Source organism: Pseudomonas sp. F01002, from assembly GCF_004402115.1.
GTDB classification, from domain to species: domain Bacteria; phylum Pseudomonadota; class Gammaproteobacteria; order Pseudomonadales; family Pseudomonadaceae; genus Aquipseudomonas; species Aquipseudomonas frigoris.
In genome coordinates, this window is sequence record NZ_SOPU01000018.1 from 510,855 (window position 1) to 524,516 (window position 13,662).

At 62.3% G+C, this 13,662-nt stretch carries 10 protein-coding genes; all 10 read right to left on the reverse strand.

The features are described 5' to 3' along the window. Nucleotides 1-28: 28 nt before the first annotated feature. The 10 genes from E3W21_RS16255 to tssH all read right to left on the reverse strand — a co-directional run bounded on the left by E3W21_RS16255 (nt 29) and on the right by tssH (nt 13,650). The gene (locus E3W21_RS16255) at nt 29-1,030 is read right to left on the reverse strand and encodes a serine/threonine-protein kinase (protein WP_166793833.1); all 1,002 of its coding nucleotides are present in this window, start codon (nt 1,028-1,030) and stop codon (nt 29-31) included. Continuing rightward, nucleotides 1,027-1,755 (reverse strand): PP2C family serine/threonine-protein phosphatase, encoded by a 729-nt coding sequence (locus E3W21_RS16260; protein ID WP_046045025.1) that lies wholly within the window; start codon nt 1,753-1,755, stop codon nt 1,027-1,029. The genes E3W21_RS16255 and E3W21_RS16260 overlap by 4 nt, the downstream gene beginning before the upstream one ends. Next, nucleotides 1,755-5,279, reverse strand: a complete 3,525-nt coding sequence (tssM, locus tag E3W21_RS16265; protein WP_134420949.1) for a type VI secretion system membrane subunit TssM — start codon at nt 5,277-5,279, stop codon at nt 1,755-1,757. The genes E3W21_RS16260 and tssM overlap by 1 nt, the downstream gene beginning before the upstream one ends. Before the next feature lie 13 nt (nt 5,280-5,292). After that, nucleotides 5,293-6,168: a type IVB secretion system protein IcmH/DotU gene (gene icmH / locus E3W21_RS16270; protein WP_134420951.1), complete on the reverse strand. Its 876-nt coding sequence runs from the start codon at nt 6,166-6,168 to the stop codon at nt 5,293-5,295. 5 nt (nt 6,169-6,173) lie between these two features. Continuing rightward, nucleotides 6,174-7,505, reverse strand: coding sequence for a type VI secretion system baseplate subunit TssK (gene tssK / locus E3W21_RS16275; protein ID WP_046053871.1), 1,332 nt, complete (start codon nt 7,503-7,505; stop codon nt 6,174-6,176). Between the two features lie 2 nt (nt 7,506-7,507). Continuing rightward, the gene (gene tssJ, locus E3W21_RS16280) at nt 7,508-8,008 is read right to left on the reverse strand and encodes a type VI secretion system lipoprotein TssJ (RefSeq protein ID WP_008150089.1); all 501 of its coding nucleotides are present in this window, start codon (nt 8,006-8,008) and stop codon (nt 7,508-7,510) included. 5 nt (nt 8,009-8,013) lie between these two features. Then, nucleotides 8,014-9,210 (reverse strand): type VI secretion system-associated FHA domain protein TagH, encoded by a 1,197-nt coding sequence (gene tagH / locus E3W21_RS16285; RefSeq protein WP_008150088.1) that lies wholly within the window; start codon nt 9,208-9,210, stop codon nt 8,014-8,016. A gap of 17 nt (nt 9,211-9,227) precedes the next feature. Next, on the reverse strand, nt 9,228-9,368 hold the full coding sequence (locus tag E3W21_RS16290; protein WP_007894589.1) for a hypothetical protein: 141 nt from the start codon (nt 9,366-9,368) through the stop codon (nt 9,228-9,230). A 93-nt stretch (nt 9,369-9,461) separates the two neighbouring features. After that, nucleotides 9,462-10,985 (reverse strand): sigma-54-dependent Fis family transcriptional regulator, encoded by a 1,524-nt coding sequence (locus E3W21_RS16295; protein ID WP_134420953.1) that lies wholly within the window; start codon nt 10,983-10,985, stop codon nt 9,462-9,464. Between the two features lie 10 nt (nt 10,986-10,995). Continuing rightward, complete coding sequence (gene tssH / locus E3W21_RS16300; RefSeq protein WP_134420955.1) at nt 10,996-13,650, reverse strand: type VI secretion system ATPase TssH; 2,655 nt, start codon at nt 13,648-13,650, stop codon at nt 10,996-10,998. Nucleotides 13,651-13,662 lie beyond the last annotated feature (12 nt).

Sequence of the window (13,662 nt, forward strand, 5' to 3'; positions counted from 1 at the left end):
TGCTTGATCCCTGTTCGGTAGTCATCCGTTACGCCCGACGTCGCAGGCGTTGCAGCCAAGACGATGTGGCGCCCATAGCGTCACGCAGTTGGGCGGCAGTGATCGTTCGATCTGCCGCATTGAATGCCAGCGCCGTTCGCAGGGCTGGCCAGCAGTGTTTCGGTAGATTCCTGGGTGCGTGCAACTCGCGTTCGAGGTGGCCGTCGCGGGCCTCGGTCGAGGGCAAGCGGCGGAACGGGTGTTTGCCGCCCGCCAATTCGTAGAGCACGCAGGCCACGCCGTAGACATCGGCACTGGCCGACAGCGGTTGGCCTTCTAGCAGTTCGGGGGCGGCGTAGCCGGGGGTCCAGGCGTTGAAGCGGTTGCGGCTCAGGTGTGGCAGGCCGGGCAAGATGCCTTCCTCGGCCTGGCCCAGACCGAAGTCGAACAGGCGCACGCCTTCTTCGCTGAGCATCACGTTGCTCGGCTTCATGTCGCCGTGCAGCACGCCGCGAGCGTGGGCGAAGGCCAGCGCGTCGAGCAGCGGCAGCGCGATGTCGCGCAGTTCTTTCCACGGCAGGCCCAGCGGCCGCTCGCAGAGTAATTTGTCCAGGGTCAGCCCACGCATGAGTTCCATGGTGATGAAGGCGCGCTGGCAGTCGGTGTCCACTTCAAAGCTGTGCAAACGCAGCACGTTGTCGTGGCGCAGGCGTCGGGTCAGGGCGAACTCGCTGTAGAGCAAGGCACTGGCGTCCGGCGATTCGGCAAATTCTTCGCTGAGGATTTTCAGCGCGATGTAAGGGTCGGGATCGCCGAACTGCTCGCTCAGCAGATCCCTTGCGCGGTAAACCGCACCCATGCCGCCAGCACCGAGCAAGCGCTCGATGCGGTAACGGCCTGCGAGTACTTCCGGCATTTCACCGACGCTTGCCTTGGTCGGCGCCAACGCAGGTTCAGCCTGATGGGATCTGGCGAACGCAAAGTAAGTCAGGTTACTGGCCTCCTCGTCGGTCACCAGCAGGTCGTCGAGCGGCGGCATGAGTTGGGTCATTTTCGGATCACCACAGCAGTCAGGTTGTCCCGAGCCGAGCCACGCAGTGCGCCGTCGAACAGACGCTCCAGCGCAACGTGCGGCGCGGTCAGGCTCAGGGCGTTGCCCAAGGCATCGGTGCTCAGCCCCTGGTACAAACCGTCGCTGCACAACAGAAACGTATCGCCGGGGTAAACCTCGAGTTCGAGCACGTCCAGCGTCAGCACATCGGCTGCCCCAACCGCACGGGTCAGGGCATGGGCCGAAGGATGCGCACGGGCGTCCTCGATGCTCATCTGTTGCTCGTCGATGAGTTGCTGTTGCAGCGAATGGTCCTTGGACAGCTGATACAAACGCTGGCCACGCCACAGGTAGCAACGGCTGTCGCCGGCCCAGATGCAGGCCGCGCGATTACCTTCCACCAGCAGCGCCACCACGGTGCTGCCCATGATGCTGTCGTGGCGCCCGGCCGTGACGGTCAACTCCTGACCCAAGCGGCGGTTGAGCCAGTGCAGGCACTGGCGTATGCCTTTGAGTCGTTCGTCAAAATCATCCTGCACCGGCAATTCCGCCAGGCTGGCGACGATCAACTGGCTGGCGATGTCGCCACCCTGATGACCGCCCATGCCATCCGCGACCACCCACAGCCCCTGCTGTGGGCAGTCCAGGAAAGCATCTTCGTTGCGCGCCCGAACCTTGCCCGGATCGGTACGCGCAGCGCTGCGCCAGGGACTGGCAACCAGCATCAGAGCTGCACCGGCATACGGAAGGTACGCAGCACGCCCATGTCGAACGGGTTCGGTGTGCGTTGGCTCGACAGCAAGTAGTTGGCGCGCAGGCCGCCTACGTCAGCTTTGAGCACCAGCACATCGCGACCGCTCAGGTACTCGGTCTGCATCAGGTCGAACAGACGGAACAGCGACCATGGGCCGGTGTTCTTCTCGATGCCGATCGGGCGGCCGGCCATTTTGTCGAGGACCAGGCTGGTGCGACCATCTTCAGCATCGGTTGGCCATTTGAACGACACCGGCACGATTGGGCCGTGGCGGTATTCGATGGTCTTGTCGCCAAACTTGAACTCGGAACGGCTGACGGCGGGGTCGAGGGTGTACGGCTCCAGTTTGAACTGCACTTGTGGCTCGGCCGGATTGATCGAGAAGAAGCTCTGGCGAATCACTTGTGCCGCGGCCATCTGGTCGAGGTAGACCTTGGAGATCGGCATGCTGTGACCGTCGATGCTGCGCAGACGGTAGTTGCCTGGATCGCCACTCACGAACGGACGCATGTAGGTCTCGAAGAAGCGGTCGTTGATGCCCTGGGCCTTGAAGAACTCGCGGAAGTCGCTGATCGCAACGTCGCTGGTGCTGTGGGCGCTGAACGGGTAACGCTTGTTGATCGCCTTGCCATAGAAGCTGTACAGCTCGCTCTGATAACGCTGGTTCAGGTACTGGTAGGAATCGTTCAGCACCAGGCGCCAGGTGTCTTCAGCCAGTACGTTGAACCACACGCTGACCGGACGCGGCAGACGGTTCGAGGCATTGCGCAAGTTGCTCAGCGCATCACGCTGGCCGCTCATGCGGGTCTTGGCCATTTCGAACGCAGCCTGTTCCGGCGCACTGGCACGAGCGAGGCTCGCCAGTTGCAGTTGCAGGTCGTTGAGCGCCGTCAGGGCCGGGGTCAAATCAGCGGCCGGGCCGTTGTTGTCATCCAGCAAACGGTGCAGCGGTTCGAAGCGCCGTTGCAGGGATTTCTTCGCGGTGTCGGGCAGGTTCTTGGCCATGTCCGACGCCTTGTCCGCTGCAGCAGCGGCCAGTTTGCCGAGCTTGCCGCCCTTCTCGCCCAGTTTTTCAGCCGCCTCGGCGGCTTCATCCGCGGTGTCCGCGATCACCGGGAAACGGGTGTTTTCGCGCACTTCCACCAGCAGTTGCAGCACAGGCGAATTAGCGGACGTCAGGCCTGCCAATTGCTCGGCGCCTTCACCGGCGTCGTTGATCGGTGGCAAGGCAACCTGGCCGACCGCTTCACTCCAGAAGTTGGCGTAGTCGCGGAAGTACAGTTGCTCCAGTTCGACCATCAGGCGACGCAAGTCCATGCCGCTGATGCCCGAGCCTTCGCCCAGCACCCAGTTGTCACGCAGGATGTCGGTGACCAGCGCACTGCCCTGAACCGAGAAGTACTGCTGATAACCCTGTTGGGTGTAGAAACCCGGGATCACGTATTCGGTGCCGACAAACAGTGAAGCCTGCGGCCCCATGTGTTGGCTCAAACGGTATTCCGGCAGGTTGCGAGCCTGCTCGCGCAGCATCCGGTAAACCACGTTGGCCAGCGACTCGCTACGCAACACCTGACGCGCCTGGGCCACCAGTTGATCGTTCAACGGGTAGATAAACGGCTGCTTGAGCAAACGCTCGAAGTGCGTGTTCAAACCGTTCTGCACCGACGTGTTGCCGGCGTAACGCTGGGACCATTCGGTGGCGACCCAATCCTTGAGCCACGGGCCGTCGCGACGGTCTTTCATGTTCAACATCAGGTACGCACGCAGGCTGTTGAGCAGGCGTTCGCGGTCCTTCATGTTGGCGCGGATCTGCCCTTCCAGCAGCGTCGCAACCTTCGGCAGCAGTTGCGCTTCAAGCTCCCGCTCGTAGGCCTCCTTGACCACCGGATTGACCTCTTCGCCCTGGTACAGACCACCACGTTCGTGGTACGACACGTCACCTTTTTTCGGGAAGACCTGAGTCGCCGCGTAGCTGGTGTCGAGGGTCTTGAGCACCGCCATGGAGTCATCGCGCGCGGTCAGGGCCGAGCGCTGTTGAGTCCAGTTTTGCGCCAGGTTGCGCAGGTTTTCCAGACGCTCGTAGTTGGCCGAGAATCCGCCCGCCCACAGCATGCCGAACAGTGCCAGCGCCGCTAAAGCGCCCACGTACAGGGCACGTTGACCCCAGTGGATGCGGCTGCGTTCGCGTTTGTCCAGACCGGCCAGGTCGGCTTCGGGAAAAATCACCCGGCTGAGCAAGTGGTGAATGAAGCGCGAACGGCCGCTGCGCAAAGTCGGTAGCACGCCAGCGTTCATACCCAGATTGGCGCCGATGCCGGCGGTGGTCTGGTCCATCTCTTGAGTCAGGTGCGGCGCGCTGGTCAGGTAGAAACCGCGCAACTGGCTGACACGCTGGTAACGGTTGCCGGTGAACGCCATGTCGACGAACAGGCACAGGCGTTCGCCGATCTGCCCCAGTTGATGCGGGAAGTCGAGAATGCGACCACGGCGCTGGGTGTCGCGCTCCTGGTGCATGCGCATGATCACTTGGCTGTTCAGGCGACGCAGCAGCTCTTCGAACTCGGCGCGCAGGACGGCGACGTCGGTGCCGCTCTGCTCTTTGCGGAAGCTGGTGCCGAGCACCTGATCGCTTTCTTCGCGGGTCAGCTGATCGAAGAACTCGTCGAAACCGAGCAGCTTGTCGGCCTTGCTGAGGACCAGATAAATCGGCACATCAACGTGCAGTTTCTGATGCACGTCTTGCAGACGCGCACGCACCTGGCGGGCCAGGGTGTCGAGCTCTTGCTCGCTGCCGCCCACCAGTGTTTCCACCGGAATGGTCACCAGCACGCCGTTCAACGGACGGTTGCGGCGACGCTTGCGCAGCAGGTCGAGCAAGGTGTTCCAGGCGCTGCCATCGACGCCGTCTTCACCCTGGGCCAAGTAACGGCCAGCGGTGTCGATCAGCACACCGTGGTCGGCGAAGTACCAGTCGCAATGACGGGTGCCGAGGGTGTCGCGGGTCAGTTTGCGGTCGAGTTTGTTGATCGGAAACTCAAGGCCCGAGAAGTCCAGCAGGCTGGTCTTGCCGCTGCCCTGCGGACCGATCAGCAAGTACCACGGCAAATCGCTGCGCCAGCGCTCGCTGCGACCGCGATAGAGGCTCGAGGTCTTCAGGGTTTTCAACGCGTCCTTGAAGCGTACGCGAAGCTCTTTCTGCTCTTCGTCGATCAACTCTTCACGGCGGATACGGTCCTGGCCATCTTCGGTGTCTTCGATGGCTTTCTTGCGTACGCCAGCGCGCCAGCTGACGAAGACCATGGTCAGACCCCAGATCAGGAACAGCACACTGATGGTCAGCAGGCGGGAGGTCGAACCTTCCCAGAATTTGTAGTCATCGACTGCCAGCAGCGGCCCGACGAACCACACCAGCAGCGCGACGAACAGCACCAGCAGCAAGGTCCAGACCCAGGTCTGACGCAAGAATGCGCCGACTTTCTTGAAAAACTTTTTCATCACACGTCCCTGTTTACGGCTGCGACTGCGGCTGGACCGCGGCCGGATCTAGCTGCTGATAAGGTTGCAGAACGGTTTCGCGTTGCTCGCCCAATACCCAGGCAAAGCCCGAATACATCACCACCAGGCAAACCACGGTGAACAGCACCACCATCCACGCCGGCACGATGCGCACCAGGCTGCGGCGCTGATCGTTCAAGCCTTCCCAATGGGGCGACAGTTCGCGAGGTACGTCGCCGCGCAGTTGGCGAATCTGGCGATACAAGGCGTCGCGGATGCCTTCGAGCTCGAGCATGCCGCGGGCTTGCACGCGGTACTTGCCTTCGAAGCCCAGCGACAGGCACAGGTACATCAGCTCCAGCATCGGCAGGTGCTTGACCGGGTTTTTCGACAGGCGATCCAGCAGCTGGAAAAACTTCTCGCCGCCGAAAGTTTCGTTGTGGAAGCTGCTGAGCAGGCTCATCTGCGACCACTCGCTTTCGTTGCCCCACGGCGTGGTCACGACGGCTTCGTCGACCACGGTGCAGAGCACGTAACGCGCAGCCATCACCTGGCTGCTTTCGGCACCGTTGTGCAGGGCACGCACTTCAAACAGTTTCAGCCCGGCGGTCAGTCGCTCATTGAGCGCGTACATGTCTTCGCGGGTGCCGCTGTGCTTGAGTCGCACCACTTCCGACAACAAGTCGGAGGCGGCGGCGACCAGCGAATTGAGGCTGATGTTGAACGCTTCGGCCGGGCGCAAACGCGCGGCGTAGATCATCCGTTCTTCGAGCTGTTCAAAACGCGGCGGTGCGGCGAAATCGGTCAGCGGACTCTGCGCCGGGCCGTGGCCCTGACGGTCGAGCAGGACGGTTTTATCGTCCTGGTTGTGTTCCATGTCCTTGATCATGTCAGTCAGTTCCTGATGGCCCAGAATTTCAGTTCAAGCTCGGCAAATTCGCCGGACACGTGGAACGCGAAGCCGCCGGAGCGCTCAAGTTGTGCCAGGTCTTCGGAACTGAGTTCGAGAATGAAATAGGTTTTGTTGGAGTGGAACGCGATCTGCCGCGGGGCCACCGGCAACGGTTTGACCTTGATGCCCGGCAGATGCAGGTTGACCAGTTGGCGGATGCGCTCCACCGGGCCGACCTTGAGGTGCGCCGGCAAGCGATGGCGCAGTTCTTCGGAGTCGCAGTTGGCACTGGCGGCGAGCACGAACGAGGCCGAGCCCAGCAGTTTGTGGTCGTGCAACGGCGAGACGATGATCCCGTACTGGCGCGCTTGCAGGACCAGTTCGATGGCGTGCTGTTCGAGCACCATCGACAGCACCTGACGAATCGCTTCCATCAGTTTGCGGAAACTCGCACCCTGGTCGCTGTGCTGATAACGGCTGTCCAGACGCGGGCGTTTGCTGTCGCTGGAAAACGTAGCCAAGTCGCCGAGCATGGTCAGCAGCGTGCGGTACAACTCTTCCGGGTGAACCTGCTCCAGGCCGAGGTAGTGGCGCAGCAGCAGTTCGGTGCGGTTGATCAGTTGCAGCATCATGAAGTCACCGACTTCCGCGCCACCGACTTTGCCGTTCGAGCGGATGCGCTCGGCGATGGTGTCGCCCCGGTGGCCGAGCATGCTGATCACTTCTTTCAAGCACGACAGCAGGTAGCTGGACGAATGCGCCTGAATGTAGGTAGGCACGAAGTCCGGGTCGAGGCTGATCACGCCGTCGGGCGTGGTGTCGAGCACTTCGCAGATCTTCAGTTTCACGTAGGCCTGGTCGCTCTGCTGCTCGCCGAGCAACAGTTTGAAGTCCGGGCGACCACAGCTGACCTGGCTGGCGGAGTCGTCGCCGGCGTTGGAGTCGGCCACTTCCGCTTCGTACGCGGTATAGCGCGCCAGCACGTCGGATTGCTCCGGACGACGCGACTCGATGTGGTTACCGGTGACCAGTGGCAGCGCCAGGTAGATCGGCGTATGACCGGTGTTCGGCGGCACGTCGAGGGCCAGCGGCTCGGTGTTGCCGCCGAGTTCGAACAGGCTGCCGTCCGGCAGAATCCCCGAGGCCTGGCTGATCACCAGTTTGCCCATGTTGAGGAACTGCAAGTCGATGTCCAGGTTCAGGAAGCCCCAAGTGTAGCTGCCCAGCAACTGCGTGCGGGTCTTCATCTGGTGGTCGTAGTAGCGATCGTTGTGCTGGAAGTGCTGCGGGCGCAGCAGCATGCCTTCCTGCCAAATCACTTTATGGGAATTCATGATCAGTCATCCGCCTTGGCGAGCGTTTCGTTGCTGTTGCGAATACCAGCCTGGTCGAGGGTCAGATCAGCGTCGGTGACTTCCACCGGGGTGACTTGCACCGTGTAGCGCCATTTGGTTTCCGGCAGATCGCGATAGGCGGCGAGGATGCCGACGTAACGACTGCCCTCCTCCACGCTGAGTTTCATCTCCACGGTTTCACCGGGGCGCAGTTCAATTTCTTCGCTGGCCACCAGGTCCGGGGCCAGGGATTCCTTGGCGCGCTCGTACAGGCTGAAGAAGTCAGCGTTCTCGAACGTCACCGGATGCTTGAGCTCGAACAGACGCACAACGATCGGCGAGGGACGCCCGTTGAGGTCCGGGTTCAACTGATCGCTGGCGGTCAGTTTCAGGTTGAGCTTGGTGACGTGGGAATACGGCGACAGCGACGAGCAGCCGGCCAGCAGCACCAGGGCCGCGAACGCCGTCAGCGTCTTGAAAAAAGCGGTCGAGCAGCGAGACATGCGCATCATCCTTGGTGGTCGGTGTGAAGGGTGGAAATCAGGCGGATCTGTTCTTCGTAGGCCTGAGCGAAGTCGCGGGCCAGCAGGCGCTCGCTCCAGTCATCGTCCTGACGCAGGGCCTGGTGATAACGACCGTAAGCTCTCCAGCGACTGCCGGACGTGGCGAGCAGCGGCTTGTTGTCGCGCTCGAAACGCAGGGTCAACTGCTGTGGTGAAAAGTGCTCCAGCGTGCCGCGAACGGCAGCGCGACTGGCGGTCAGCAAGGCCACCTGATGCGCCTGCAAATCGCGGAACGCACGGGAGATCGCCTGCTCGGCCGGCAATTGGCCCGGCTTGTTCGGCTGCAACAAAATGCCCAACGCTTCGCCGGCATCGACGGCAAATTTGAGCGGGTTCTTTTGGGTGCCTTGCACGGTGGTCTGGGCCAGACGCAGTTCGTTTTTCAGTTCGCTGCGTGTGCGCAGGCTCTGCTGCAAACCGCCGACGCTTTGCTTGAGCAGGCGTGCAGCGTTCAGCGCTAGCGCTTCGCGGGCGTCGTGGTCGAGGCCTTTGAGGTCCACGCCCAGCGCCGCACCGAAGTGCTCCCAGAAACCTTCACTCTGACGCTCGACCGCTTTGGGCGGTGGCGCGGGTGCTGGCTCTGCCGGGGCGTTGATCAGCTCCGGCACCATCAGGCTTTCCATGTCGATGCGCGCATAGTCGGCGCGCTGACGGGTGTCTGAGAGGGTCGTGCTCGGCGAGATCAGTTCGTCGATTTCCGAATACACGCGTTCTTGCTGATCGAGGGCATTGAGCGGGTCGAGATCGAGAAACGCGTCATCAGGAATGATGCTGCCTGCCGCTTGCGGACGGCCGACTTCGACGTCGAAGGTTGCCGGGTCGCGCACCAGCCGCGCACGGATCTCGAAGTCACCCAGCACGTAGACACTGCCGTGCTCGATGCGCATCGCTTCGCCCTTGCGCAGGCGCGCGCCGCTTTCGCTGTCCTGGATACCGTTGCTGCTGGTATCGGTCAGGAAAAACGTACCTTCGCGGTAGCTGATCAACGCGTGGTGGTTGGACAGGTGACGCTTGCGGTCCGGGATGATCCAGTCGCAATCCTCGCCCCGACCGATCACGCCACCGGCCTGTTTGAAGGTCTTCTGGCACAAATCCGTGGGCACGAACTGCTTGGTGTTGAGCATTTCGAAAACCAGTTCCATGGTGATACTCCTTGCGGTCACTTGCCGCGATTGACCGCCTGCGGATCACCCAATGGGCGATAGGTGTTGTCGTTGTATTTGTAATTGCCGCTACAGCCGCCGAGGCCGCATAGAACGACGAGGGTCAGCAGGACGGCTTGCCAGTGACGAACAGGCATCAGAGGGTCTCCAGGGGTAGACAAAGTACAAAGCGCCGACCCGTTTGGGCGGCGCTGTTAGAAGCGGATGAGGTGAAGTCGACGGTCGTTTGCCTATCCATCGAAGTCACCGAGGTTGATATTCAGGCGCCCGAGGCGGTACAGCAGCGTGCGGCGTGGCAGCCCGAGCTCGCGGGCGGCGAGGGTCTGGTTGCCGTCGTTTTTGCGCAGGCAATCGAGCAACAGACTGCGTTCGACTTGCTCCAGGCGTTCGCGCAGGTTCAGACCGCTGCTGTCTTCCGGCATGGCTTCCATGCGCAGAGAGAAATGCTCGGCCAGTAACTCGCCTCCCTCGCACAGCAGCACCGCGCGTTCGACCAGGCCTTTGAGTTCACGCACGTTGCCGGGGAAGGCGTAACCGGATAGGTGATCCAGCGCCGCATCGGACCAGCACACCGCATCGCGCTGCAAGAACGAGCACGCCTTGTCGGCGAAGTGCCGGGCCAGGTCGAGGATGTCGCCTTCGCGCTGACGCAGGGCCGGCAACTCGATCGGAAATTGCGCGAGGCGGTAGTACAAGTCCTCGCGGAATTTTCCTTCGCTGACCAACACCGACAAATCCCGGTGAGTCGCGGCGATGATGCGCACGTCGATCTTGTGGGTGTCGTTGGAACCCAGCGGACGAATCTCGCCTTCCTGCAACACCCGCAACAGCTTGGCTTGCAGGGACAACGGCATGTCGCCGATTTCATCGAGCAGCAAGGTGCCGCCGTTGGCCGCGTCGAACAGCCCGGCACGGTCGCGATCTGCACCGGTGAAGGCACCTTTGCGGTAGCCGAACAGTTCACTTTCCAGCAGGTTCTCGGGGAACGCCGCGCAGTTCTGCACGATGAACGCCTGGGAACGGCGCGGGCCGCAATCGTGAATCGCCCGCGCCACCACTTCCTTGCCGGTGCCGGTTTCGCCGCGCAGCAACACGGTATACGGGCTGTGCAGGACTTTGCTGATCAGCGAATAGGTCTGGCGCATGGCCGAACTCTTGCCGATCAAACCGTAACCGCTGGCGCTCGGGACGCTGATTTTCGCCGGCAGCCGTGTATCACCGGTCGGCTGACGCAAACGTTGCAGCAAATGCAGTTGGCCAAGCACGAACGAACCGAGTTGCCCGAGGGAATCGGCAAAGCCTTGCAGGTCGATGTGTCGGCGACTGGCGCACAGCAGCAAGCCTTCGACGGCTTTCTGCTGATTGACCAGCGGCACGCACAACAGCGACTGCCAAGGCGTGGCCTGGGGCGGCAGGAAACTGGTTTCGTGCAGGCTGCCGCTCAGTTCGCTCAGGCTCACCACGCGGTTCTGGCACAGGGCGAATTGCAGCAGTTGTTCACCGTTGTAATCCGCCGGCAGGCTCGCCGCTTCCCGGGGTTGCAGGATGCCGTTGAGGCACTCGGCGTTCATCCCCAGGCACGTGTGAGTCGCGTCCAGCAGGTACAACTGCGTCAACTCGCAACCGCTGAGCTCGGCCAAGCCGCGCACGAAGTCACCCAGCAGCGCAGCACCGTCCGCCGCGCGCGACAAGCTGGCGAACTGCGCCAGCAAGGCTTCGGCATAGACCAGCGGTTGCGGCACTTGAGTGAACATCACACCCACCTCAGGCGAACTCGCACGTCACGCTGGCGTTGCCGTCGAGCGTCGCGTGAACGCGCTTGAGGCTTTCGCCGGTGGCCATCGCATCGAGCAAGCGGTCGGCCACCAGCGGCAGCACGTGCAGGTCGAGCAAATGGTCGATCAGGCGTGCGCCGCTGTCGCTTTGGGTGCAGCGTTCGGCCAAGTGATCGACGAGGTCCTGGGAGTACGTGAAATCCAGCTGACGACGGTTCAGGCGTTCGCCCAAACGGCCGAGTTTGATTTCGATCAGCTCGCGCAGCACCGGGCCACCCACCGGGTAGTAAGGCACCACACGCATGCGCGCCAGCAGCGCCGGTTTGAAGTGTTTGCTCAGCACCGGGCGAATGGTTTCTTCGAGTACTTCGGCCGACGGTCGCGCACCGTTTTCACAGAGCTCGGCGATGCGGTCGCTGCCCAGGTTCGAAGTCATCAGGATCAGCGTGTTGCGGAAATCGATCTCGCGCCCTTCGCCGTCGTTGGCCACACCTTTGTCGAAGATTTGATAGAACAGGTTGAGCACGTCCGGGTCGGCTTTCTCGACTTCATCGAGCAGCACCACCGAGTACGGTTTCTGGCGCACGGCTTCGGTGAGCATGCCACCCTCGCCATAACCGACGTAGCCCGGCGGCGCGCCGATCAGGCGCGAGACGGTGTGTTTCTCCTGGAACTCGGACATGTTGATGGTGGTGATGAAACGATCACCGCCGTACAGCAAGTCCGCCAGGGCCAGTGCAGTTTCGGTTTTGCCGACGCCGCTCGGGCCGACCAGCAGGAACACGCCGACCGGTGCATCAGGTTTGTTCAGGCCGGCAGCGGTGGCACGCATCGAGCGGTCCAGTGCGTGAACGGCTTGTTCCTGACCACGGATGCGGGTGCGCAAGTCGGTGGCGAAGCTCGCGACCTTGGCGTTGTGCTCGCGGGCCAGTTGCGCCAATGGCACACCGGTCCAGGCGCTGATCACCTCAGCCACCAAGCGCGGGCAGACTTCAAAACTCACCAGACGCTCTTTGACTTGCAGTTCAGTCAGGGTTTTGTGCGTTTCGTTGAGCGCGGCTTCCAGCGCTTCAACGGTTTGGGCTTCGTCGACTGGGACTTCAAGGGTTTCGATAACGGTGCCTTCGGCGTCCTCTTCAACCGTTACGGTTGGCTCGACAGCAGCGACCTCACGAGCCTTGGCCAATTGCTGACGCAGGTCCAGCAGGCGCTCTGCCAGTTCTTTCTGCTCGGTCCAAAGGGTTTCGAGGGCGACCCTTTCATCTTCGGCTTCGGCCAGGCGATCTTCCAAAGCGTCCAGCGCTTCGTGATCGATCAGCAGACCGGCCTCGGCATCACGGCGCAGGGCCTGACGCTGACGGCCACCTTCAGCCAGTTCACCACGCAGGCGTTCAAGGCTTTCCGGCGCGGCGGCGAGGCTGATGCGCACGCGGGCGCACGCGGTGTCGAGCACGTCGACGGCTTTGTCCGGCAGCTGTCGGCCCGCGAGGTAACGAGCGGACAACTCGGCCGCCGCCACCACTGCGTCATCGCGCAGGTAGATGCCGTGGCTCTTCTCGTAGACCTGAGCCAGGCCACGCAGGATGGTCACCGCTTCGCTGACGGTCGGTTCGTGCAGTTGCACTGGTTGGAAACGACGGGCCAGGGCCGGGTCTTTTTCGAAGTACTTCTTGTACTCCGCCCAGGTGGTGGCGGCGATGGTGCGCAACTCGCCACGGGCCAGGGCTGGCTTGAGCAGGTTGGCCGCGTCGGAACCGCCGGCATTACCGCCTGCGCCGATCAGCGTGTGGGCTTCGTCGATGAAGATGATGATCGGTTTCGGCGAGGCTTTGACTTCGTCGATCACGCCTTTGAGGCGACGTTCGAATTCACCTTTGACGCTGGCGCCCGCCTGCAACAGGCCCATGTCCAGCGACAGCAGCTCGACGCCTTTCAAGACTTGCGGCACTTCACCTGCCGCGATGCGCGAGGCCAGGCCTTCGACAATGGCGGTTTTCCCGACGCCGGCTTCACCGACCACAATCGGGTTGTTTTTGCGACGACGGGCGAGGATGTCGACCATCTGCCGGATCGCGCCATCGCGGCACAAAACCGGGTCGAGTTTGCCGTCGCGGGCTTGTTGGGTCAGGTTGTGGGTGAAGCGCTGCAGCAGCGATTCGCCGGGTACAGCGGGTTTGCCCGTGGCCGGTTGTTCCTTCTGCGACAGGGCGAATTCTTTCAGGCGCTCGATGTTCAGCTTGGCCAGCAATGACTGGTAGCGGCTGCCGGCGTAGCGCATCGGGTTGCGCAACAGCGCGAGGATCAACGCGGCTTGTTCGACCTGGCTTTGGCCCAGTTCAAGGTTGGCCACCAGCAACGCGTCTTGCAGCCACTGCACCAGTTCCGGGGCGAACACCGGGTTGCGCGAAGCGCTGTGCTCGACCCGCGATTGCAAGGCTGCGCTCAGCTCGCCGGCATCGACTTCGGCGTCTTGCAGCGCGCGTGCGAGCAAGCCTTGCGGGCGCTCCAGCAAGCCCAGCAGCAAGTCTTCGACGAGGATCTTGCTGCCGCCACGGGCGACGCAGCGTTCGGCCGAACTTTCCAGGTCACGACGGGTTTCGGCGTCCAGCGCCTGGATAAGTTGTTGCAGGTCTACGTTGATCATTGGTCATCTGTC

Coding starts and splice junctions, on each gene's coding strand:
- tssK (WP_046053871.1), bottom strand. CDS start 7,505: ATGAATTCCCATAAAGTGATTTGGCAGGAAGGCATGCTGCTGCGCCCG.
- E3W21_RS16290 (WP_007894589.1), bottom strand. CDS start 9,368: ATGCCTGTTCGTCACTGGCAAGCCGTCCTGCTGACCCTCGTCGTTCTA.
- tssM (WP_134420949.1), bottom strand. CDS start 5,279: ATGAAAAAGTTTTTCAAGAAAGTCGGCGCATTCTTGCGTCAGACCTGG.
- E3W21_RS16255 (WP_166793833.1), bottom strand. CDS start 1,030: ATGACCCAACTCATGCCGCCGCTCGACGACCTGCTGGTGACCGACGAG.
- tagH (WP_008150088.1), bottom strand. CDS start 9,210: ATGGAACTGGTTTTCGAAATGCTCAACACCAAGCAGTTCGTGCCCACG.
- E3W21_RS16295 (WP_134420953.1), bottom strand. CDS start 10,985: ATGTTCACTCAAGTGCCGCAACCGCTGGTCTATGCCGAAGCCTTGCTG.
- icmH (WP_134420951.1), bottom strand. CDS start 6,168: ATGATCAAGGACATGGAACACAACCAGGACGATAAAACCGTCCTGCTC.
- E3W21_RS16260 (WP_046045025.1), bottom strand. CDS start 1,755: ATGCTGGTTGCCAGTCCCTGGCGCAGCGCTGCGCGTACCGATCCGGGC.
- tssH (WP_134420955.1), bottom strand. CDS start 13,650: ATGATCAACGTAGACCTGCAACAACTTATCCAGGCGCTGGACGCCGAA.
- tssJ (WP_008150089.1), bottom strand. CDS start 8,008: ATGTCTCGCTGCTCGACCGCTTTTTTCAAGACGCTGACGGCGTTCGCG.